The 22,225-nt window shown below is 60.2% G+C and carries 23 protein-coding genes; 7 read left to right on the forward strand and 16 right to left on the reverse strand.

The genetic code is table 11. The features are described from left to right. Positions 1-133: 133 nt before the first annotated feature. From flgL to INS93_RS11110, 7 genes are all read right to left on the reverse strand, one after another. Positions 134-1,375, reverse strand: coding sequence for a flagellar hook-associated protein FlgL (flgL, locus tag INS93_RS11080; protein ID WP_160017596.1), 1,242 nt, complete (start codon positions 1,373-1,375; stop codon positions 134-136). Between the two features lie 78 nt (positions 1,376-1,453). Then, a complete protein-coding gene (gene flgK / locus INS93_RS11085; protein WP_192981806.1) occupies positions 1,454-3,487 on the reverse strand; it encodes a flagellar hook-associated protein FlgK in 2,034 nt (677 codons plus the stop codon). Positions 3,488-3,496: 9 nt separating this feature from the next. After that, positions 3,497-4,681 (reverse strand): flagellar assembly peptidoglycan hydrolase FlgJ, encoded by a 1,185-nt coding sequence (flgJ, locus tag INS93_RS11090; protein WP_192981808.1) that lies wholly within the window; start codon positions 4,679-4,681, stop codon positions 3,497-3,499. A 13-nt stretch (positions 4,682-4,694) separates the two neighbouring features. Next, positions 4,695-5,774, reverse strand: a complete 1,080-nt coding sequence (locus INS93_RS11095) for a flagellar basal body P-ring protein FlgI (protein ID WP_160018892.1) — start codon at positions 5,772-5,774, stop codon at positions 4,695-4,697. Between the two features lie 256 nt (positions 5,775-6,030). Next, the gene (gene flgH / locus INS93_RS11100) at positions 6,031-6,753 is read right to left on the reverse strand and encodes a flagellar basal body L-ring protein FlgH (RefSeq protein ID WP_192981810.1); all 723 of its coding nucleotides are present in this window, start codon (positions 6,751-6,753) and stop codon (positions 6,031-6,033) included. Positions 6,754-6,791: 38 nt separating this feature from the next. After that, positions 6,792-7,577 carry a flagellar basal-body rod protein FlgG gene (gene flgG, locus INS93_RS11105; RefSeq protein WP_160017592.1) on the reverse strand — a complete coding sequence of 262 codons (786 nt, stop codon included), beginning with the start codon at positions 7,575-7,577 and terminating at the stop codon, positions 6,792-6,794. Between the two features lie 46 nt (positions 7,578-7,623). Next, positions 7,624-8,364, reverse strand: coding sequence for a flagellar basal body rod protein FlgF (locus INS93_RS11110; RefSeq protein WP_160017591.1), 741 nt, complete (start codon positions 8,362-8,364; stop codon positions 7,624-7,626). Here INS93_RS11110 and INS93_RS11115 point away from each other — a divergent pair. Continuing rightward, complete coding sequence (locus INS93_RS11115) at positions 8,363-8,590, forward strand: hypothetical protein (protein WP_192981812.1); 228 nt, start codon at positions 8,363-8,365, stop codon at positions 8,588-8,590. The two genes, INS93_RS11110 and INS93_RS11115, sit on opposite strands and share 2 nt — an antisense overlap. Here the strand turns inward: INS93_RS11115 and flgE are convergent. From flgE to INS93_RS11145, 6 genes are all read right to left on the reverse strand, one after another. Then, positions 8,577-9,947: a flagellar hook protein FlgE gene (flgE, locus tag INS93_RS11120; protein WP_192981814.1), complete on the reverse strand. Its 1,371-nt coding sequence runs from the start codon at positions 9,945-9,947 to the stop codon at positions 8,577-8,579. The two genes, INS93_RS11115 and flgE, sit on opposite strands and share 14 nt — an antisense overlap. A 36-nt stretch (positions 9,948-9,983) precedes the next feature. Further along, positions 9,984-10,649: a flagellar hook assembly protein FlgD gene (gene flgD / locus INS93_RS11125; protein WP_192981830.1), complete on the reverse strand. Its 666-nt coding sequence runs from the start codon at positions 10,647-10,649 to the stop codon at positions 9,984-9,986. A gap of 22 nt (positions 10,650-10,671) precedes the next feature. Next, entirely contained in the window at positions 10,672-11,115 is a 444-nt protein-coding gene (gene flgC, locus INS93_RS11130; protein WP_192981832.1) for a flagellar basal body rod protein FlgC, read from the reverse strand. Positions 11,116-11,126: 11 nt separating this feature from the next. After that, on the reverse strand, positions 11,127-11,534 hold the full coding sequence (gene flgB, locus INS93_RS11135; RefSeq protein WP_160017587.1) for a flagellar basal body rod protein FlgB: 408 nt from the start codon (positions 11,532-11,534) through the stop codon (positions 11,127-11,129). 352 nt (positions 11,535-11,886) lie between these two features. Further along, positions 11,887-12,714, reverse strand: a complete 828-nt coding sequence (gene cheR / locus INS93_RS11140; RefSeq protein WP_160017586.1) for a protein-glutamate O-methyltransferase CheR — start codon at positions 12,712-12,714, stop codon at positions 11,887-11,889. 43 nt (positions 12,715-12,757) lie between these two features. Further along, positions 12,758-13,690: a chemotaxis protein CheV gene (locus INS93_RS11145; protein WP_160017585.1), complete on the reverse strand. Its 933-nt coding sequence runs from the start codon at positions 13,688-13,690 to the stop codon at positions 12,758-12,760. Between the two features lie 77 nt (positions 13,691-13,767). On the opposite strand from INS93_RS11145, the gene flgA reads away from it, so the two are divergent. The 4 genes from flgA to INS93_RS11165 all read left to right on the forward strand — a co-directional run bounded on the left by flgA (position 13,768) and on the right by INS93_RS11165 (position 16,356). Next, a complete protein-coding gene (gene flgA, locus INS93_RS11150) occupies positions 13,768-14,526 on the forward strand; it encodes a flagellar basal body P-ring formation chaperone FlgA (protein WP_160017584.1) in 759 nt (252 codons plus the stop codon). Between the two features lie 135 nt (positions 14,527-14,661). Continuing rightward, complete coding sequence (gene flgM / locus INS93_RS11155; RefSeq protein WP_192981834.1) at positions 14,662-14,997, forward strand: flagellar biosynthesis anti-sigma factor FlgM; 336 nt, start codon at positions 14,662-14,664, stop codon at positions 14,995-14,997. Positions 14,998-15,047: 50 nt separating this feature from the next. Further along, the gene (locus tag INS93_RS11160; RefSeq protein ID WP_192981836.1) at positions 15,048-15,515 is read left to right on the forward strand and encodes a flagella synthesis protein FlgN; all 468 of its coding nucleotides are present in this window, start codon (positions 15,048-15,050) and stop codon (positions 15,513-15,515) included. A gap of 91 nt (positions 15,516-15,606) precedes the next feature. Continuing rightward, entirely contained in the window at positions 15,607-16,356 is a 750-nt protein-coding gene (locus INS93_RS11165) for a flagellar brake protein (RefSeq protein ID WP_072425720.1), read from the forward strand. A gap of 12 nt (positions 16,357-16,368) precedes the next feature. Here INS93_RS11165 and INS93_RS11170 read toward each other — a convergent pair whose 3' ends face one another. Continuing rightward, positions 16,369-17,685 carry an MFS transporter gene (locus tag INS93_RS11170; protein WP_192981839.1) on the reverse strand — a complete coding sequence of 439 codons (1,317 nt, stop codon included), beginning with the start codon at positions 17,683-17,685 and terminating at the stop codon, positions 16,369-16,371. 39 nt (positions 17,686-17,724) lie between these two features. After that, a complete protein-coding gene (locus tag INS93_RS11175; protein WP_192981959.1) occupies positions 17,725-18,966 on the reverse strand; it encodes a glutamine synthetase family protein in 1,242 nt (413 codons plus the stop codon). 380 nt (positions 18,967-19,346) lie between these two features. Between INS93_RS11175 and sstT the strand changes: the two genes are divergently transcribed. After that, positions 19,347-20,570, forward strand: coding sequence for a serine/threonine transporter SstT (gene sstT, locus INS93_RS11180; RefSeq protein ID WP_192981841.1), 1,224 nt, complete (start codon positions 19,347-19,349; stop codon positions 20,568-20,570). A gap of 124 nt (positions 20,571-20,694) precedes the next feature. After that, entirely contained in the window at positions 20,695-21,462 is a 768-nt protein-coding gene (locus INS93_RS11185; protein WP_192981843.1) for an ATP-binding cassette domain-containing protein, read from the forward strand. A 10-nt stretch (positions 21,463-21,472) separates the two neighbouring features. Here the strand turns inward: INS93_RS11185 and fhuF are convergent, their stop codons facing one another. Beyond that, entirely contained in the window at positions 21,473-22,216 is a 744-nt protein-coding gene (gene fhuF / locus INS93_RS11190; RefSeq protein ID WP_192981846.1) for a siderophore-iron reductase FhuF, read from the reverse strand. Positions 22,217-22,225: the final 9 nt, after the last annotated feature.

Below are 22,225 nucleotides of genomic sequence, written 5' to 3' on the forward strand. Positions count from 1 at the left end.
CACTTAAAACACGCAGTAATGATAATAGAGAGGATGTGCTGAGGAGGAGAGTACAAGCACAGCGTACGAGGATCGCCAACAGAAGGGGTCGGTAGTGTACTGCGGCGATTGCCGCTACAGACATCTCGACCGATCAAAGCTTATTGAACAGATTCAAGCTGCTGATCTTCACATAGCTCTGCTGTGCCGCTTCGAGAATAATCGATTGAAATGACAACCGCGACAATGCCTCGGCATAGTCGAGCTCGCGCAGATCCGCCTGGACGCTTTTATTAACTAACGTCACGTCTTCATTGTCGGTGAGGGTGGTGTCGATCACATTCAGTCGCGCACCAATCTCGCCACGCACGCTATCTATATTGACCGCAGCGTGATCCAGGTTGGTCATACCGGCAGCCACTGCGTCACGAATTTCGCTACTGGTGCTGGCTGGATTCTCCAAGACCCGCCGCAAGTTGACGATGGTATCCAGCACCCCCTGTTTCTGGCGAGTCGGGTCCAGCGTGACGGTTACCCGCTCCCCGCCTACCGCTGCACCATCAACCTGAAGAGTCACTCCACGGAACGTCACCTGATCGGCTTCGTCCGGGTCATCGTCGAGCTGGCCGCTGCCCAGCACTGGCGTTGTGGTGCCGGCCTCGAAAATCTCATAACTCTGCGCATCGGGGTTACCAAAGACTATCTCGATGCCCGCATCCGGGAACGGCGGATTACCGGTAAATGCCACCTCGCTCTGCACCAGCGGCGCGGAAACGCTCAGGGTCGAACCAGGCGCCGCCGAAACGTCCAGCGTTCGATCAAGGCGGTCAGCATTAATGATGTTCTCGAAAATGCGTTTGCCATTGTCGCTGATCGGTATGTCCAGCGAGCTACCAATCTGCAACCGGCGCTGACCTTCGTCACCCTGATAGCTGTAGTTGCCGCTGTCATCACGCCCAAAAGCCTGCGTCTTGCCCTGAAAGCCAGAAAAGATGTACTCACCCCGAGCGTTACGCGTGTTCATCAGAGCGAACAGTTCTTCCTCGCGCTCCTTCAGCTCGGCGGCAATGGATTGGCGCTCCAGCTCACCAAGACTGCCGTTGCCAGCACGGACAGTCAGCTCCTGCAAACGCTGCAGAATGGTATGGGCTGAAGCGAGGGTCACTTCTTCCTGGGTCAGGCTGTTGTCGGCGGCGACCAGGTTGGACTTGTACTGACTCAGTACATTCTGTTGCTGCTCTAGTTGCAGCAGGCGCACTGACGCCACAGGATCATCTGCCGGCGTGAGAATCCGGTTGCCAGTGCTGATCTGCTGCTGGGTGCGCGTCACATCGGCGTAATTACGCTGCAGTCCCTGAACACCGTTGTTGAAGGCCTGTATGCTGGAGATTCGCATGTAAAAACACCCTCGTGTACTTCTTCGACGTGGCGGCTCGCGGCAGCCTACGCCCTAAATTCGGCAGTGGCTTCTGGTTTACCTGAAAGCACCAATCAGGGTATCGAACAGCGAGCGAGCAACTTGAATCACTTGTGCCGATGCATTGTAGTACTGCTCGAACTTGATCAGGTTAGCCGCCTCTTCATCGAGGCTCACCGCCGATAACGAGTTCCGGTTATCCGTCGCCTGCTTGAGGATAGCGGAGGTGGCCGTGCTGTCCTGGCGCGCCTGAGCAGTCAAGGTGCCGACGCGCTCAACCAGGTCGCCATAGCCATCGGTGAAGCTGGCTCCGGTAGCAATAGACGTGACATTGGGGTCGACGCCGATGGTTTGCTTATTCTGCAGGTCGACCAGCTTCAACGCGTTGCGGTTATCGGACACACCACTCTGATTGAAGGCAACATTAAAGGTGTCACCATTTTCCGGGCGGCCACTCAGCGTCATGCGCACCGTACTGCCATCCGAAAGCTGCAACTCGAACAGGTTCTGCTGGCCGCTCTGGAATGCCGCTGGCGTTGCCGCCGTGCCATCGGCATTGATGCGGGTTAGCGTAGCGCCAGCCGGCACATTGAACGTGCTCGTCGCCGCATCATAGGTCAGCCCTACAGGCAGGGCCGCCGACAAGGTGGCTGGATTAATCGCCGAGCCATTGAATTGCAGATCAGGCTGACTGACCACCCCAGTCCCCCGGTTCTGCAAACCGGCCTCGGCACGCACGGGGGCTGCGAAAGCCAGTTGATCAGACTGGTCCAGCGTCACGCTGATAGTGCTCGCACCATGCCTGGTAGGCTGCAGAATGAACCGATCATTAGCATTCGGAGCCTGCTCGAGTGCCACACTGAACCCCTGGCTGCGCCCAGCAGAGTCAGTAAACGTCAAACTCGCGGGGTAACTCCCGGGCGGGTTCGGGTTCAGCGTCATCAACTGGCCATCGCTCATGCGTATCGCCGAATAGGAGGTACCGTCAAAATCCAAACGATAGTCGCTGGTCGTCAATACGCTGGTATCAGTAATGTTCAGCGCGGGTTGTGTATTACCGGTATTCGTCGCATAGCCACGCACCCGCAGGCTGGCCAGAGTCGCGTCATTGTAGTCACCGAACAGCGCAGTCCCCACCTGCCCTTTCAGATCCAACCCTTGGCCAAGCTGGGTATTAACCTGATCAGTCACCGCCAGGGCCAGTCGACCGAGGGAGTTCAGGGTTGGGTCCAGCGATTCGGAACGGTAACGGAGTAGCCCGCCCATTTCGCCACCAGTTACCAGATCGGTGATGGCCTGCTTGGAGTTGCCACTGACAAACGACACTTCGTAGCGCATCGGGTCGCTCTGCCCGGGACCAACTTCCAAGCGGCTGGCGGTACTGCCCACTACCAGTGGCTGCCCCGAACCAACGAACAGGTTGAACGTGTTGTCGTCCTGCGGCACGACCGTGACGCCAACAAAGGTCGACAGTTGACGAATGGCTTCGTCGCGCGCATCGAGCAAATCGTTGGGTTGCTGGCCATTAGCCGATGCAATGGCGATAGCATCGTTATAACCGGCAATCGAAGAAGCCAGACGGTTAACCTGGTCAGTGACCGCCGAGAGCTGTTTATTGATGAAATCGTTTTGCTCACTGACGCGTTCGTACACCATGTTGAAACGCTTGGCCAAGCCCTCGGCTTCGGACAGCACCAACTGGCGAGCGGGAATATTCGCTGGGTCTTCGGCTGCTGTTTGCAATGCAGAAAAGAAGCTTTTGAGCGACGGAGTGATGCCGGTGGTGGTACCCGCCAACAGGGAATCGAGTTGCTCAATCTGACTTTTGTACGCTTCGACATCGGAACTCAATGCCGTGCTGCTACGCACCTGTGCCGTGAGGAACTCGCTATAGGTGCGGCGAATATCAGTCAGCGTCGTCCCCGAGCCAATATAACCTGCGCCACTGAACTGCGGCGTACGCGTGACCTGTACTGTGTCCTGCCGGCTAAACCCGGGAGTGTTGACATTGGTGATGTTATGGCCAGTAACAGCCAGCGAAGTCTTGTTCGCCGCCAGGCCCGAAAGGCCTATGTTCAATAGGTCAGCCATGATTCAACCTCAAGTCCTTGTGGTGGCGCTATCGGCAGCGGCGATTGCTTGATAGGTCTGCATCTTGCGAGCGATCTGCGAGATCTTGCGCGCATAGTTCGGATCGGTGGCGTAGCCAGCCTGCTGCAGCTCCTTGACGAAACGCTCCGGGGTCTCGGTAGCATTCAGCGCTTTTTCGTAGCGACCGTTGCTCTGCAGGAAACTGACGTAATCGTCGAAGCTCTGCGCGTAGGAGTCATAGGCGCGGAAGCTGGCTGCCTCCTTGACCGCCTTGCCACCCTTGTATTCCGTGGTCAGCACGCGGGCCGAGTCGCCCTCCCAGCTGCCATGGGACTTGATACCGAACAGGTTGTGGCTGCTTTCGCCATCACGGGTGCGGATGATCGACTTGCCCCAACCGGTTTCCAGCGCGGCCTGGGCCACCAGGTAACGCGGGTCGACACCGATCTTCTCGGCAGCGGCCTCCGCCATCGGCAGCATGGTGGCGACGAACTCCTGTGGTGAACTGAATGCGGCTTTGCCCGGCGCCAACGGCGGTTGAGCAATACGACGGCCAGTCAATGCATCGCTATTGCCAAGGCTCAGGCCTCGATCCTTGGGTGCGGCGCTGGCCTGCGCAGGAATCCAGTCACTACCAGCCAGGGCCTTGCCCTCGCCTTCTGCAGCCGATGGCACGATACCAGCCAACAGGCGATCCGCCAGTTTGCCCGGCACAGAGAGGCGACGGCGATTGAGCATCGCCACGTCATCACGAAAGCCTTCGCTATTGGCGACCTGGTCAGCCTTCGACTCGCTCACGGCCGCGACCGGCTGCTCGATCTGCGCGAAGGGATTTGGGCGGCTCGACGGCTGCTTGATCTTCGACATCTGCCGCACCAGCACGTCAGCCAGGCCGATGCCACGCCCTTCCTTGGAGAGCGTCACCGCCAGTTGCTGGTCGTGCATATCCTGATAGGTCTTGCTCTCGTTGCTGTTCATGAAGTTGCCCTCGCCGAACACGGCGTTGGCCGAACGCATGGCTTTGAGCATTTCGTTAAGGAACAGCGATTCGAACTCCTGCGCAACCTTGCGGATGTTCTGCTCGGTGTCACCGCCCACCTTGAACTGGTTGAGGCGGTTCAGGTCGGTGTAGGCACCGCTGTCGATCGGGCTTTTACCGTTGCCGAGCAGACCGGCTGAAAGTCGAGAGTCCATACGTTGTGCCTCTTTAAATCACGATCAGGTCAGCCTGAAGGGCGCCGGCTTGCTTGAGCGCCTCCAGGATGGCCATGAGGTCGGACGGCGCTGCGCCTACCTGGTTAACTGCACGGACAATCTCGTCCAGGCTGGTACCAGGGCCGAACTTGAACATCGGTTTGGCCTCTTCCTCGGCACCCACGCGCGAATTCGGCACTACCGCGGTCTGGCCACCGGAGAATGCCTCGGGCTGGCTGACGATGGGGTCTTCGGTGATGGTCACGGTCAGGCTGCCATGTGTGACTGCCGCCGGCTGTACCTTGACGTCCTGGCCAATGACGATGGTGCCGGTACGCGAGTTGATGATGACCTTGGCCACCGCTTTACCCGCCTCGACCTGCAGGTTTTCGAGGATCGACAGATAGTCGACGCGCTGATTCGGGTCGAGCGGTGCGCTGACGCGAATCGAGCCGCCATCGATGGCCTGGGCGACACCAGGGCCAAGCAGGTCGTTGATCTGATCGACGATATTCTTCGCCGTGGTGAAATCGGGGCGGTTGAGGTTCAACGTCAGGTAATTGCCCTGATCGAAACCACTCGGCACCGGACGCTCGACGGTCGCCCCACCGGGAATACGACCGGCAGATGGTACGTTGACGGTGATGCGCGAACCATCGGCGCCGCTGGCGTCGAAACCACCGACCACCAGGTTGCCCTGGGCGATGGCGTAGACGTTGCCATCGATGCCCTTGAGCGGCGTCATCAGCAGACTGCCACCGCGCAGACTCTTGGCGTTACCGATCGAGGAAATGGTGATATCGATGGTCTGCCCAGGCTTGGCGAACGCCGGCAGGTCGGCATGCACCGACACGGCTGCGACGTTCTTCAGCTGCACGTTGCCGCCTGGCGGCACCTTGATGCCGAACTGCGCCAGCATGTTGTTGAAGGTCTGCACGGTAAAGGGGGTCTGTGTGGTCTGGTCGCCGCTGCCATTGAGGCCGACCACCAGGCCGTAGCCGATCAACTGGTTGCTGCGCACGCCCTGGATCGATGCCAGATCCTTCAAACGCTCGGCCTGGGTCGGCAAGCTCAACAACAGGCACGACAGCATGGTTGCCAGCAGCAGCCAGTCGTTGGCGCCACGGCGGCGATAGCCGCGATGAGCGACCGCGAACTGTCGACGGCACGCCCCGGCTTGTGTCGACTCACTGCCATGAGCTCGCCCCCCTCGCCTGGTAACCGAAGTCACTGCGAAGGCCTTGCGCGCCGAGCCGCCGGTCGTCACTCGCGCGTACCAATTGGACAGGTGCTCGAGTAACAGGGACGGAGAATGAGTCAGCCAGGTTTTCATCTACAGCACCCCGAAATCAGAACGGCCACAGCGGGCTCATGAAGAAACGACTCATCCAGCCTGGCTGACTGGCATCGGCGAAGGCGCCAGTCCCGGAATAGGTGATGCGCGCATCGGCAACCCGCGTGGAAGACACGGTGTTGTCAGTGGAGATGTCGTCGGCACGAACCAGGCCGGAGATACGCATGAGTTCATCGCCGGTATTGAGCGTCATCCACTTCTCGCCACGTACGGCCAGAATGCCGTTGGGCAGCACTTCAGCGACGGTCACGGTGACCGAACCGGACAAGCTGTTGCTCTGCCCTGCCTGACCAGAGCCTGTGGCGTCACGCTGGGAATTCCAGCTCGAATCCAGGCTCAGATTGTTGTTGGTCATACCCAGGGCGCTGAGGCTGCGCAGCGGGTTGTCCGGGGCGACGGTCATGCCGAACAGATTCGGTACGCCGAGGGTTCCGCTGCTGTCTTTCTGCAGATTGCTGTTGGCGTTCTTGCTGGCTTGGGTGCGCTCGTTCAGCGTGATGGTAATGATGTCACCCACGCGAAATGCCTTACGGTCGTCATACAGACCATYTTCGAAGCCGGCCTGATAGATCGAGCCATTGTTCTGCGCAGCCGGCAACGGCGTGCGCGGCAACACCGGCGCGTAATAGGGATCATCCGGCTTGGCTGTCGGCGCCACGCAGCCGCTGGCCAGCAGCAGGCCAGCCAACAGGGGTAAACAGAGAATTTGCCGGTTCATAACCACTACCTCGCGGCGTTCACAACAGTGTCAAGAAATCAGAGGTTCTGCGTCACGAAGGACAGCATCTGATCGGCGGTGGAAATCACCTTGGAGTTCATTTCGTAGGCGCGCTGGGTGGTGATCATGTTCACCATCTCCTCCACCACGCTGACGTTGGAGTTTTCCAGGGTGTTCTGCAGCGTGGTGCCCAGACCGTTGAGGCCGGGGTTGCCCACCTGCGGCGCGCCACTGGAACCGGTCTCCAGGAACAGGTTGTTACCGATGGCCTCCAGGCCAGCCGGGTTGACGAAGTCGGCCAGCTGGATATTGCCGATGATCTGCGGCTGCGGATTGCCGGTGGTGGTCACCGAGACAGTGCCGTCCTCGCCGACGGTGAAGGTGCGCACTTCGTTCGGCAGCACGATCGCCGGCTCCAGGGCAAACCCCTGGGAAGTAACGATCTGTCCATCGGAGTTCAGGTGAAAGCTGCCATCACGGGTATAGGAAACGGTGCCGTCGGGCTGCAGGATCTGGAAGAAACCACGACCATTCACCGCCATGTCCATCGGCTGCTCGGTGGTTTGCAGACTGCCGGCGGTGAAGATCTTCTGCGTGCCCACCACCCGCACACCGGTGCCGAGCTGCAAACCTGAGGGCAACTCGCTGTCCTGGCTGGACTGGCCACCCGGCTGACGACGGATCTGATAGAGCAGATCCTCGAACTCGGCGCGATCACGCTTGAAGCCAGTGGTCGCCACGTTGGCCAGGTTGTTGGAAATGGTGGTCAGGTTCATGTCCTGAGCGGACAAACCGGTCTTGCTGACCCACAGTGCCGGAAGCATATCGATTCTCCTCGGACGCCGGTTTTACGGCGCCGCGTGCTGGTAATTAGCTAATTTGCAAAACCCGCGCCATGGCCGACGAATTGTCCTCGGCGGTGCGCATCATCTTTACCGACAGCTCGAACTGACGGGACAGGGAGAGGATCGCGGTCATTTCTTCAACGGCATTGACGTTGCTCGCCTCGAGGAAACCCGACGTCACCTGAACGGTCGCATCGGCCTCTACCTCGGGCCGGCCCTTGACGCGAATCAGACCGTCGGTGCCCTTCTCCATGCTTTTCGGATCAGGGTTGACCAGCTTGATGCGGTCGACCTCAGCCAATACGTTGGGATCTTCACCAAGCGCACGAATACTGATGGTGCCGTCCTGGCCAATCTCCACCTTCTGCTCTGGCGGCACGGCAATCGGCCCGGCATTGCCCATGACCGGCAAACCATTGCCGGTACGCAGCACGCCCAGGGCATCGATATTCAGGCTGGCAGTACGTACGTAGGCCTCGCTGCCATCGGGTGTCTGCACGGCGATCCAGCCTTTGCCACCAATGGCGACATCCAGGTCACGACCGGTTTCCTGCAGCGAGCCCGGGCGAAAATCCGTAGCCGGACGTTCGCTCATGGCAAATACACGCGCCGGGTGGGTTTCACCGAACAGCGGCATGGAGCGCGCCTGCTCGAAATCGCGACGAAACCCCGAGGTGGAAACGTTCGCGAGGTTGTTGGCGTGGGCGCGCAGGGCCAGTGTGTTGTTCTGCGCTCCAGTCATGGAGACGTACAGCATCTTGTCCATGGAAATTCTCCGAGTGGGCGACACGCCCTTGGCTCTTTGCATTGACTACAGCAAGCGCCGTGCCAGTCTCGAAAAACAAATACAAGATACTGATTTTAAAGGATTTTACAGATATGAAAAAATCATAAAGAAAAGCCAGCGGCGGGGTTTTGCCGGCCCTGCAACGGCAAAGCGGCAAGCCAGGCTTGCCGCTTTGCTTCAGCCCCGACTCATCAACGCAGGTTGATGATGGTCTGGGTGATGGCGCTTTCGGTTTCGATGGTCTTGGCGTTGGCCTGGTAGTTGCGCTGAGCCACGATCAGGTTCACCAATTGATCCGACAGCTCGACGTTGGAGTCTTCCAGCGCACCCGCCTGCAGAGCACCCAGAGTACTGCTGCGCGGCGTGCCGATGACCGGCTCACCGGACTCGAACGACTGCGCCCAGGCCGTCTTGCCGACAGGAGTGAGCCCCTGGACGTTGGCGAAGTTCGCCAGCAGCACCTGCCCTTGCACCTTGGACTGACCGTTGGTGTAACGGGCGAAGATCACCCCGGTGTCATCGATCTCGACACCCGCCAATTGGCCCGTGGTGTAGCCATCCTGACTGACGGCGTTTACCCCGAAGGAGGCGGCGTACTGGGTCGAGCCACGCATGTCGAAGGTGAAAGCCTCACTCTCAGCACCGTTGGGCACCAGAGTTCCCGGATTACCCGGATCTTCCTCGGCAGGCACCCAATCGGTATCCGCCAGAGCGAAGATGCCATTGGGCGTCCCCCCCGGAATGGCCGGCGCATCAAGGGCCGGGTTGGCCGGCGTGCTGACCAGCGGGGTGAACGCAGGTGTCGACAGCTGCCCGACGGCATCGAAGTTCACCGCATAGCTGAATGGCTGATCACTGGATGGGTCGCGCGGGTTGACCCCATCGACCAGCACATGCATCACCCAGCCGTTGTTGGCCGGCGCTTCGTTCTTGACGAAGTATTGGCTCATCACGTGAGCATTGCCCTGTGAATCGTAGATATTGGTCGAAGTGGACCAGTTGAAGGACTTCGAATCGCTCGGGTCGAACGTCGGTGCCGCCATGGTTCCTGCGTTAGCAGGCCGTACGGCATTGGAGTTCAGGTTGAGGCGCTGGGTAACGCTGGTGGTCGCCTTGGGCTCCTGCTGACCTGCACTGATGCGCAGGTCAGACTGCACCGGCAGGATATTGCCGCTGTCATCAGCCGCATAACCTTGCAGGCGGTAACCGAAGTTGTTGACCATATAACCATCGCGATCCGTACCGAAGTAACCGGCGCGGGTATAGCCAATCTCACCGTTGTTGCTGGTCATGAAGAAGCCATTGCCATTGATGGCCAGATCCAAAGCATTGTTCGTGTAGTTGACATTGCCCTGGTTGAACAGCTGCGATACGTCTGCCAGCAGTACACCACTGCCCTGCGCGTTCTTGCCGGTACCCAGAACGGAAGCGGCATAGACGTCGGCGAACTCGGCACGCGACTGCTTGAAACCTGCAGTACCTGCGTTGGCGATGTTGTTGCCGGTGACGTTGAGGTCGCTGGTCGCGGCACGCAGGCCGCTGAGACCAATATTGAACGACATGGAAGACTCCTTTGCCGGAACTGCCGGCGGCAATAGTTATTGGCCGATGACCTGCACTTGAGAAAGCGGAACGCTGCCCAGGCCGGCGAGATTGAGCATCAGCTCGCCGCCGCCCAGGGTGACGCTGTCGACGTTGGCCGGCAGCATGGTGTACAGCCCCTTGGTCTCACTACCATAGGTGGCCTGCGCCTCGAACTTGTACGTGCCCGGCGGCGCCACGTTGCCATCGGAATCCTTGCCATCCCAGATGAAGCTGACGTTGCCGGCTTCCTGCTCGCCGAGATTGACGCGGGTAACCAACGCCCCGGAATTGTCATAGACGTTGACGTAAACGTTGCTGCTGCTGACCGGCAGAACAGTGCTGGCCTTGAAGCTTTCACTGGTATCGACCACGGCCTTCTCGCTCGGCACGATCACTTTGCGGCCGACCAGAGAAGACGCCTGCAACGCCTGCGAAGACTGAAAGCTGGAGAGCATCGAGCCCATGCTGGTGTTGAGCTTCTCGATGCCTTCGACCTGGCTGAATTGCGCCAACTGGGCGATGAACTCACCGTTACCCTGAGGCTCCAGCGGGTTCTGGTTGTTGAGTTGCGCCACCAGCAAGTTGAGGAACTCGTTCTTGCCGAGGTCATTGCTTTTCGGTGCATCCTGTTTGAGCTGGTACTGATCCAGTACCGAGCTCGTGCCGTTTACGGTGCTCATACCCTGATTTCCTCGTCTCGTCTTACTGACCCAGGGTCAGCACGCGCTGCAGCATCTGTTTGGCGGTATTCATCATTTCAACGTTGGTCTGGAAGGCACGACTGGCGGAAATCATGTCGGCCATTTCCTCGACCACGTTGACGTTCGGGTAGAAGACATAACCATCGGCGTTGGCCATCGGATGATCAGGCTCATAGCGCGGCATCAGGCTGCCCTGATCCTCGATCACGCCCAGCACCTGCACACCGCGACCGGCTTCATCCTGCTCGGCGAACAGCGAGCCACGGTCTCCGTCTTGTGCCTGCTGAAAGACGGTGGCGAACACCGGGTGGCGAGCGCGGTAGGTCTGATCCAGGCTCGAGGAAACGGTCTCTGCGTTGGCGATGTTGCTGGAAATGGTGTTCAGGCGAGTGCTCTGGGCGCTCATGCCGGTTCCGGCGATGTTGAAGACACTGGCAAGGGACATGGTCGCGCTCCTTATTCGCCGCGCAGGGCAGTGGTCAGCCCTTTGAATTTGCTATTGAGAAAGGTGAAGCTGGCCTGGAACTGCACCGCGTTTTCGGCGTAGTTCGATTGCTCGATCTGCAGGTCGACGGTGTTCTGATCCAGCGAAGCGTGGAACGGCGTGCGATAAGGCAGCTCAGCATCGCCACTTTTCACACCATCGGCCGGGATGTGGCGAGTGTCGGTGCGATTCAGGGCAACGCCGCCACGCTGCATGCGGCTGTTCTGCTCGGCCAGCACACTGGCGAAGTCCAGATCACGAGCCTTGTAGTTCGGCGTATCGGCGTTGGCGATGTTGTTCGCCAGCACCTCGGCACGCTGGGCGCGAAAGCCGAGTGCCTGCTCATGGATGCCGAGTGCTCTGCCGAAGTTGATGCTCATGCTCTGAACCTTTGCCACAAGGGCCGTCTGATCACTGTTGCCAGAGATACAGCAAAGGCTGTGCCATATATTTAAATCCTTATAAATCAATGGCTTGAGATTAAATCGAAGGATCGAATGCGGCAAAGCGGCAAAGTATTACCGCCCCCAGGCAAGGAAGCGGCAAAGCTGATCGGGCAGATTGCCGCCGGCCCGACCCTAGGGTGCACTGTGCGCACCGCCCCTCTTCACCATCACACCAAAAACCACTGGTGCGCACGGCGCACCCTACCGGGCCCATGGTTTTAAGAGCCCAGAAACGCAAACGGGAGGCCAAAGGCCTCCCGCTGCTGATACCAAACATGCCTTGCGCCTATTTGGCCTTGTAGATGATCCCCGGACTGCACTGCACCATCTGGTACTTGTCCGGTAGGCCATTGAGTGCCTCGGAGGCGCCGAGGAACAGATAACCGCCCGGTTTCAAGGTGGCGTGGATGCGCGTGAGGATGTCCTTCTTCACGTCTGCCGAGAAGTAGATCAGCACGTTGCGGCAGAAGACGATGTCGAACTTGCCCAATGCCGCGTAACTGTCCAGCAAATTCAGTGGGCGGAACTCGACACGGCTCTTGATGGGAGCCTTGACCTGCCAACGCCCCGGGCCCTTGGGATCGAAATAGCGCTGCAAACGCTCCTGTGCAAGGCCTCGCCCCATGGCAAGGCTGTCGTACTCGCCGGATTTGCAATTGGCCAGCATCGACGGCGAAAGGTCGGTGGCAACGATCTGCACACCCGCCTTGAGCTGACCGAGGTTGGTGCGTTCGAACTCATCGATGGACATCGACAGCGAGTAAGGCTCCTGACCGGACGAGCAGGCTGCCGACCAGATACGCAGGCGCTGGGCCGGATAAGCCTTGATCAACTCCGGCAACACGCGGTTCTTGAGCACCTCGAAGGGATACGTGTCACGAAACCACAGGGTCTCGTTGGTGGTCATGGCATCTACGACCTGCTCGCGCAGCCCTCCGCGCGGCTGGCTTTGCATGCGCTGCACCAGCTCGCCCAGGGTCTTGATACCGTTCTGTTCCATCAGCTTGTTCAGACGGCTGGAGACCAGGTACTGCTTGTTGCTGCCAAGCAGAATACCGCAGGCCTTTTCCAGGAAAGTCCGGAACTGCTCGAAATCCAAATTACCTGAAGACACTAGTGCCGCCTCTGCAACCATAACATTCGCCGAAGGTCACCCTTCAGCCCCCATCCGATACACGAATGCGATCGACCACCCGCGCCGCCAGATCATCTGGCTTGAACTTGGCGAGGAAGTCGTCAGCGCCGACCTTCTTCACCATCGCCTGGTTGAACACACCGGAAAGCGAAGTATGCAGGAGGATATGCAGCTTCTGCATGCGCGGATCGCTGCGAATCTCCGTAGTCAACGTATATCCGTCCATCTCGGGCATCTCGATGTCGGAAATCAGCATCAGCAGTTCCTTGTCGGGATTATGCCCCTCGTCGGCCATTTTCTTGAGGTAATTGAGCGCCTCACGACCATCGTTCAGAGCCGTAACCTCGACGCCAACGGTCTGCAGACAGCGCGAAACCTGTTTGCGTGCCACCGAGGAGTCATCGACGATCAGCACATGCTTGGTCACTGCCTGACTCTGCACCTGCTCATCGATCACGCCAGCGGAGATCACTTCCGAGGTCGGCGCGACTTCGGCAAGAATCTTCTCGACATCGATGATCTCGACCAACTGCTTGTCGAGCCGCGTGACCGCTGTCAGGTAGTGATCGCGCCCGGTGCCCTTGGGTGGCGGATGGATTTCCTCCCAGTTCATGTTGACGATACGCTCGACCGAGCGCACCAGAAAACCCTGCACCTTGGTGTTGTACTCGGTGATGATCACGAAGCTGGTCTTCAGATTTTCCAGAGCGGCACTGCCGGTAGCGATGGAAAGGTCGAGAATCGGAATGGTGCCCCCACGAATATTGGCCACACCCCGCACCACCGGACTGGACTTGGGCATGATGGTGAGATTCGGGCACTGCAGTACCTCTTTCACCTTGAATACGTTGATACCGTAAAGCTGTGGGCCCTCCAGGCGAAACAGCAACAACTCCAAGCGGTTCTGCCCCACCAGCTGAGTGCGCTGGTTAACCGAATCCATCAACCCGGCCATGCCCGGACTCCTTCTTGTCTAGTAACGCCTACCCCATTGAGCCTAGCAGGCGGCACGGGGCTTGCTTTGCATTGCTTATGAAGCAGAGAACGTCATCATTCCGTCAGCTACTGGCAAAGTGCCTTGCGCCTTTGCCCGTTTTACTCGCTTTGCCGACACTCGGCTACAGCGCTACGGCGGCTGCCACCTTTACCAGCACTGAGCAACTTATCGGCGCCACCGAGGCCTTTCTTGAGCAGGCAACCACTGAATATCTACAGCGTAGCGAAATTCAGGGCCGCCATGAGATTCGCGTCAACCGTCTCGACCCGCGGTTGCGTCTGCCGCTGTGCGATCAGCCGCTGACGACCACGCTGGAGAGCCCGGCGCAGCCGTTGGGCCGTGTCACCACGCGGGTGCGCTGCGACGGCAGCGCCCCGTGGACCGTATTCGTGCCGGCTGAAGTGCGTTTGTATCGCCCAATCGTCGTACTGACTCGCCCCCTCAAGCGCATGAGCGTAGTCAAGGCTGCGGATCTGAGTCTGGTTGAACGCGATGTCGGACAATTGGGGCAGAACTTTCTCACCGACCTGAACCAGGCGATCGGCAAGAAATTGACACGACAGCTCGGTAGTGACCAGATTCTTCTTTCTACCCACCTGCAAGTAGCCGAGGTCATTCGTCGGGGCGATCAGGTGGTGATCAGCGCTCGCGGTATCACGGTCAACGTGCGCATGCCCGGCGAAGCCCTGACAGACGGTGCTCCAGGTGAGCAGATCAATGTACGCAACCTGCGCTCGCAGCGAGTCGTTCGAGCCCGAGTGGTTGGCCCTGGTCAGGTGGAAGTAGCCATGTAGGCATGTTTCTTGTAGCGCAAAAGCGTGGCGATTCCCTACACTATTCAACGACGCGATGAAATTAATCCTAAAGTTTTCCCGGCTGCAGCCGAGAAGCATGGCAAGCGTCCACCATATCGTCCGAGGTTCTGCATCATGGTCATCGACTTCAACCGGCTGAACAATGCCAATACGCCCGCCAATGCGGGGCGTACCGGCGCGACTCAGGCTGGCAATCGCAATGAGTCGGCACAGCCGAACCAGGCCTCTGCCATCGGTAACGATGAACAAACCAACGCCAAGAGCGGCGAATCGGTGCAACTGAGCCGCGAGGCACAGCAGTTGCAAGCAATCGGCGAGAAGCTGCGTGATCAGCCCATCGTCAACAAGGAGCGTGTGGCCCAGCTGAAACAGGCCATCGCTGATGGCAGCTATCAGGTCGACAGCAAACGTGTCGCCCAGAAACTGCTCGACTTCGAATCCCAGCGCTAGTCTCAGGGCTGCGCTGGGGGTGTTGGACGCCCGACCCCCAAGAGCCCGCCATGAACGACACAGCCTTGCTTGACCTCTTCACCAACGATATCGGCACTGCAAAGCAATTGCTTGAGCTGATCGATAGCGAATTCCAGGCCCTTACCGAACGCGACCTACCGCTCCTGAATAGCCTGCTCAGCGAAAAACAACCGCTGCTTGCCCTGCTTCAGCAGCATGGCAGCGAGCGCAGTCGTCTGCTGCAAAACGCCGGTCTGAGTGCTGATCGCGAAGGGCTCTCAGCGCTGGCGAGCAAGTCCTCCGTAGGCGATCAACTTCTGGCGCGCAGTGAAGAGTTGTCCGCTCTCCTGCAGCTCTGTCAGGAGGCCAATCTGCGCAATGGCCGTTTGATTCGCGCCAACCAGGCCTCGGTCGGCAGCGTCCTCGGCATTTTGCGTGGCGCAGAGACTCCCGGCCTCTATGACAGCCGCGGCAGTGCCGCTAGAATCGCGCAGCAAAGGCCGCTCAGCCAGGCCTGAGCCATCCCCCCAACAAAAAGCACAGGGACATGCAGGCACTCTGCCAGTATTCTAGTGCCGATGTAGTCCATGACTCGGAGAGTTCCGAACTGTGTCCAGTGCGTTCAACGACGAGAGCGGTCCTCAACCGCCCAAGGTGCTCAAGACATCCGTCGAGATCATTGCCACCCTGCGTCAATTGCAACAGAACCATGATCCCCTGGTTATCCAGTTCAAGGATCGTGGCCAGCGTTTTCAAAGCTACCTCGTCGAAATCGATAAAGACCGTGCGCGTTTAGCGCTGGACGAGATCATCCCTACCGATGGCGAACGTTTTCTCAAGCAAGGCGAAACCTTCAACGTCGAGGCATTCCGCGACGGGGTACGAGTAGCCTGGACCTGTGATCACGACGTGCAGCTTGGCGAACTCGAGGGAGCCCCCTGCTACTGGGCACCGCTGCCCACCGAAGTGATCTATCACCAGCGCCGCAGCGCCTTCCGTGCGCAGTTGAAGCAAAGCGATCTGGTCAAGGTCGTACTCAGCGGCGACAAGCTGCGCGAACCGCTGTCAGGTCATCTGCTGGACATCTCGGCCACCGGCTGCAAACTGCGTTTCGCCGGCAACCTCAGTCAGCAACTGAGCAATGGCCAGGTACACGAGCGACTCACTGCCTATCTGCCCTTCGGCAACATGACCTGCGCCGTGGAGTTACGTCACGTGCAATACGAGGACAAGGTCGACATGACGTTCGTCGGCACGCGTTTTCATCGTTTGAACGGCCTGGAGCAACGTCAGGTCGAACGCTTCGTCTATCAGTTGCAGCGCGAGGCGCGTCGCACCGAGAGCGACGGCCCCTTCTGACGCCCACAGCCCTTACTGGCCCGCCTGCGTTTTCTGCTGATCCTCTTCAGCCGCTGCCGCAGCAGCGGCTGGTTCCTGCATCTGCTCCTGCACCGCCTGCTCATCGACCCTCGGGTCGAGCGCAGCGACCAGCGGTGAGCTGGTGACGTTACCCGGCATGGCCATATGGTGCAGCGGCGCATCATCGACCTGATGCAAATGGGTCACCACTTCAGGACGAATGCGCCAGACCAGAATCAACGCGCAGACACTGACGAATACATAGAGCATGTTGGCGCCGTAGAAACGCATCAGCACACCGGCCAGCAGTGGACCAATGCAGGCACCCACGCCGAAGGTAACCAGCAGCATGGCCGTCAGTGACACACGGCGCTCAGGCTCGACGTGGTCATTGGCCAAGGCCACCGCCAGTGGGTAGAGGCTGAACTGCATCAGGCTGACCAGAAAGCCGACGCAGAACAGCAAGCCGAGAAAGACCTCAGGCAGTGCCGCCAGCGGCAAGGCAGTCAGCAGCAGCAAGACCGCGCAGCCGCGAATCAGGCGCACACGGTCATGCCGATCGGATAGCCAGCCCAGCGGCCATTGCACCAGCAGGCCGGCGAGAATGCAGCTGCCCATGAACAGACCCACCTGCTCGGTCGACAGGCCCATCCGTGTGGCATACAGCGGTGCCAGACCGTAGAACGAGCCGATCAGCAGACCGGCCACCGCGATGGTCGTCAGCGACAGCGGCACGCGACTGAGGAAGAAACGCAGCTCCAGCGGCGCCGGATGCAAAGGCGCCGGGTGCAGGCGCCGGGTCAGTGCCACCGGTACCAGACACAGCGCAAAGCACAGGGCGACCAGCATCAGCAGCTCCAGCCCCAGCGTCGGATGTATGACCAGAGCCAGCTGGCCAAGGATAAGCCCCAGATAGGAGGCCGCCATGTAGCCACTGAACACCAGGCCGCGCTGCTTGGCTTCAGCCTGCTCGTTGAGCCAGCTCTCGATCACCATGTACTGGCACATCATGCCCAGGCCTACCAGCATGCGCAGGAACAGCCAAAGCGGCAGCCACTCCACCAGGCCATGGCCGAGCACCGCTGCGGTGACTACCCCGGCGCAGGCCACATAGGCACGGATGTGACCCACCCGACCGATCAGCCGATGCCCCAGCTTGCCACCCAGTACCAGGCCGAAATAGTTGGCCGCCATCAGTGCACCGACCCACAGACCATCCACGGTGTCGGCCAGACGCAACGCCAGATAGGTACTGAGCAGGCCGGAGCCGAGCAACATCAGCAAAGTGGCAAAGTACAGCGAGCGGAATGACTTCCAGATCAGTCGCATTGACGGGTAAAGCTCCTTGTACGGTAACCGGGAATGGCGTCACGCCTGTGCGGCGAGAACACGACGCTCCCAGGGCGTAATTTCATCGTAGAAGCTGGTCAGCTCCAGGGCCTTGCTGGCGATGTAACCTTCGATGAATTCCGCACCGAACAGTTCGATTGCCAGCTCGCTGCGTTTCAGACGCTCGATCGCGGCGTGCATGGTACAGGGTAGCGCCAATTCTTCCGGCACCTCGAACTCACCCTGGATCGGCGCACTGGGTTGCAGCTCGCGCTCCAGGCCATGCAGCCCGGCTGCCAGGCTGGCAGCCAGGGCCAGATAAGGATTGGCATCGGCACCCGGCAGGCGATTCTCCACCCGCCGCGCCACCGGCGCACTGGCCGGAATCCGCAGCCCCGCAGCACGGTTGTCAGCCGACCAGCAGGCGTTGTTCGGCGACGCATAGGGATGGCACAGACGCTGATAGGAATTCACGTGCGGTGCGAACAGCAGGGTGAAATCGGCCATCGCCGCCTGCTGACCGCCGATGAAGTGATGGAAAGCCGCTGTCGCCTCGCCTTTCTCCGCGCTGAAGATGTTGCGACCGCTACCCTGCTCCACCACGCTCTGATGGATATGCATGGAGCTGCCCGGCGTATGCGCCAGCGGTTTGGCCATGCAGACCACGGAAAGGCCATGCTTGAAGCCGACCTCCTTGAGCAAGTGCTTGAACAGGAAGGTCTGATCGGCCAATTGCAGCGCGTCACCATGCAGCAGGTTGATCTCGAACTGGCTGACGCCCATCTCGTGCATGAAGGTATCGCGCGGCAGCCCCAATGCCTCCATGCAGCGATAGACCTCAGCGAAGAACGGCCGCAGGCCATTGCCGGAGCTGACGCTGAACGCCGAACCGCCATCCTCGCGACGTCCATCCAGCCCCAATGGCGGCTGGAACGGCTGCTGCGGATCGGGATTGGCGGCGAACACGAAGAACTCCAGCTCGGTCGCCACCACCGGCTGCCAGCCATGCTCGGCGTAGCGTGCAAGTACACGCTTGAGCAGACCGCGCGTGGAAAGCCCGGAGCTACGCCCGTCCAGTTCGTCCGCGTCGCAGATGGCCAGTGCGCGCGGCGACTCGCTCCAGGGCAGACGGTGTATCTGGCCAGGTTCGGCGTTAAGAACCAGATCGCCGTCGTCACCGCCGTAGAAACGTGCCGGCGGATAGCCGCCCATGATGCATTGCAGCAGCACGCCGCGAGCGAGCTGCAGGCGTCGTCCCTCAAGAAAACCCTCGGCCGTCATAAGCTTGCCGCGCGGAACGCCATTGAGGTCCGGGGTTACGCAATCGATCTCATCGATACCCTGCAGCAGGGTTTCCAGTGCCTGGCGGCTGGCAGTGCTCATCTTTTGTTGTCCTTGAATGACGCGAATACCGCCTGACGGCGACGATGCGTACAAAATACGCACCAGTCGTTCGATATTTCAAGCAGGCAAAGCTTGCCGAGATGCGACACCGGCTTGCACCCTGTCGTCCAGATGCCTGCCGCTGCCTCGAAGCAGCGTGAGGCTGTGCTAGAGTCGCGCGCTATTTTTCGGACGCCCTTCCACAGGCTGCGCTGAAAGCCCTCTCGACCCAGGCGCGACGGCCTTTGCCACACGCCCAGCAACCAGAGAACCACGCGATGTCCCAAGCCATCCACCCTGCCCTGCAGCTACTCAACCGCACCAGCCTGGTGACACAGATCATCATCGGCCTGCTGGCAGGTATCGCCCTTGCCGTGATCGCCCCACAGGCAGCGCTGTCCGTCGGCTTCATCGGCAACGTGTTCGTCTCGGCGTTGAAGGCGGTGGCGCCGGTATTGGTGTTCATCCTGGTGATGTCGTCCATCGCCAACCATCAGCAAGGCCAGCAGACCCACATTCGCCCGATCCTGCTGATGTACCTGATCGGTACCTTCAGCGCTGCCCTGGTGGCGGTGATTGCCAGCTTCGCCTTCCCGTCGTCGCTGGTGTTGAGCAGCCAGGCCGCTGAGCTGACGCCCCCCGGCGGCATCGGCGAGGTACTCAAGACCCTGCTGATGAACGTGGTCGACAACCCGGTCAACGCCCTGTTGAAGGGTAACTTCATCGGCATTCTGGCCTGGGCAATCGGCCTCGGCTTCGCCTTCCGTCATGCCAGCGCCAGCAGCAAGCAGCTGCTGGGCGACCTGTCCAATGGCGTTACGGCCATCGTCAAACTGGTGATCCGCCTGGCACCACTGGGTATCTTCGGCCTGGTCGCCGCGACCCTGGCCGAGTCCGGTTTCGACGCCCTGCTCGGCTACCTGCACCTGCTGATTGTGCTGGTCGGCTGCATGTTGCTGGTGGCCCTGGTGGTCAACCCGGCGCTGGTGTACTGGAAGATTCGTCGCAACCCTTATCCGCTGGTGTTCACCTGCCTGCGCGAAAGCGGCATCACCGCCTTCTTCACCCGCAGCTCGGCCGCCAACATCCCGGTCAACCTGCAATTGAGCCAGCGTCTGGGCCTGCACGAGGAAACCTATTCGGTCTCCATTCCGCTGGGTGCCACCATCAATATGGCCGGTGCGGCAATCACCATCACCGTACTGACCCTGGCAGCGGTGCATACCCTGGGTATCCCCGTCGACCTGCCGACCGCCCTGCTGCTGAGCGTGCTGGCCTCGATCAGTGCCTGCGGTGCATCCGGTGTCGCCGGCGGCTCGCTACTGCTGATCCCGCTGGCCTGCAGCCTGTTCGGCATCCCCAACGAAGTGGCCATGCAGATCGTCGCCATCGGCTTCATCATCGGTATCGTTCAGGATTCGGCGGAAACCGCGCTGAACTCTTCTACCGACGTGCTGTTCACCGCCGCCGCGTGCAAGGCGGAAGAACAGCGTCAGGCCTGAATCTCAGGGGGCTCGTCCATCAGGCGAGCCCCTGTCCACCTCGCGGTGCAGGCACCACAAAATTGATAACGATTAGCATTTGAATTAGATTGACGCCCTTCGCAACCCCACAGCGGACGGCTTCATGTTCGAATTGCAAAGCGTCAGTTTCAGCATTCCTGAACGCACCCTGCTGCATCCCCTGAGCCTGCACATCGATGCCGGACGCATGGTCGGCCTGATCGGCCACAACGGTTCAGGCAAGTCCACCCTGATCAAATTGCTCGCCCGCCAGCAGTCTCCCAGCGGCGGCCATATCCTGCTCGACGGCAAACCGTTGCAGGCCTGGGGCCAGCGCGACTTCGCCCGTCAGGTGGCCTACCTGCCCCAGCAGTTACCGCAGACCGAAGGCCTGACCGTACGCGAGCTGGTGGGCTTCGGCCGTTACCCCTGGCATGGCGCCCTTGGGCGTCTGGGCAGCGAAGACCGCGCACACATCGAGCGCGCCCTGGACCTCACCGATACCGGCGTGTTTGCTGATCGCCTGGTCGATCATCTGTCCGGCGGTGAGCGCCAGCGCGTCTGGCTGGCCATGCTGCTAGCGCAGAACACGCGCTACCTGCTGCTCGACGAACCCACCTCGGCGCTGGACATCGCCCATCAGGTGGAGGTCCTCTCACGCGTTCATGACCTCAGCCGCGAGTTGGGCCTGGGCGTGCTGGTGGTGCTGCACGACATCAACATGGCCGCGCGCTATTGCGACCACCTGCTGGCTCTGCACAGCGGTCGTCTACTGGCACAAGGCAGCCCGGCCGAGCTGATGCACAGCGAAACCCTGGAGCGCATCTACGGCGTACCCATGGGCGTGATGGCCAATCCGGCGGACGGCTCGCCAATCAGCTACCTGTACTGACCGGGTCGCATCAAGACGCCGAACCGGCCGCCTGCGCTGGGGGCTCATCGAGCAGCGGGCAGTTCTCGCACAGTTCGAGCTCGGGCAGCAGATAGCGAATGCAGCACACCCGCCGTTGCCGCCACGGCAGGGCAGCGCCCTGCAGCTCGACATAACGCACCGGCTGATACAGCAGGTTGCGCCGTCCATCAGACTGCAGGGTCGCCTGCAGGAGGCTGAAACCATCGGCCAGCACGGGCGCAGGCAGCACCTTGCCCAGCGCCGTCAGAATCCATTCGAAGTAATTGCCGGCGTTGCTCCAGAGCACCTTGGGCGCGATCTTCACCTGCGCGGTGAATGCCTGAATCAATGGCGCCAGATGGTCGTGCTGGAGATGGGCAAAACGCTCGAAGGGATCACCAGGGGCGAACGGTTCACCCGCATCGCGCAGCTTGAACGCCTGTGGCAGGTACTGCGCATCGAACACCACCTCGATGTCGTCGAGATGCAGCGGCAGGCGCCGGTTCAGCACCAGCGCAGCGGCCACCACCGGCGGGATCAGGCGCACGAAATAATGCTTCGACCACTGCGACAGCAGCGCGCGGCGGTCACCGCCGGTGTACGACTCGCCGAAACGCGCCAGCAGCACCGGTAGCCCCTCGTCGCTGAGCAGTTCGCGCAGCGGCACCGAGGGTCGTGGGTCGTCGTGCAGCACCAGGGTGTCCCGATAAGAGGAGAAATCGCCGATGAACAGCGGCGCCAGTGCCTCAATCACCCTGAGCGA

The sequence above is a fragment of the Pseudomonas sp. EggHat1 genome (assembly GCF_014892995.1).
Taxonomy (GTDB): Bacteria; Pseudomonadota; Gammaproteobacteria; order Pseudomonadales; family Pseudomonadaceae; genus Aquipseudomonas; species Aquipseudomonas chaetocerotis.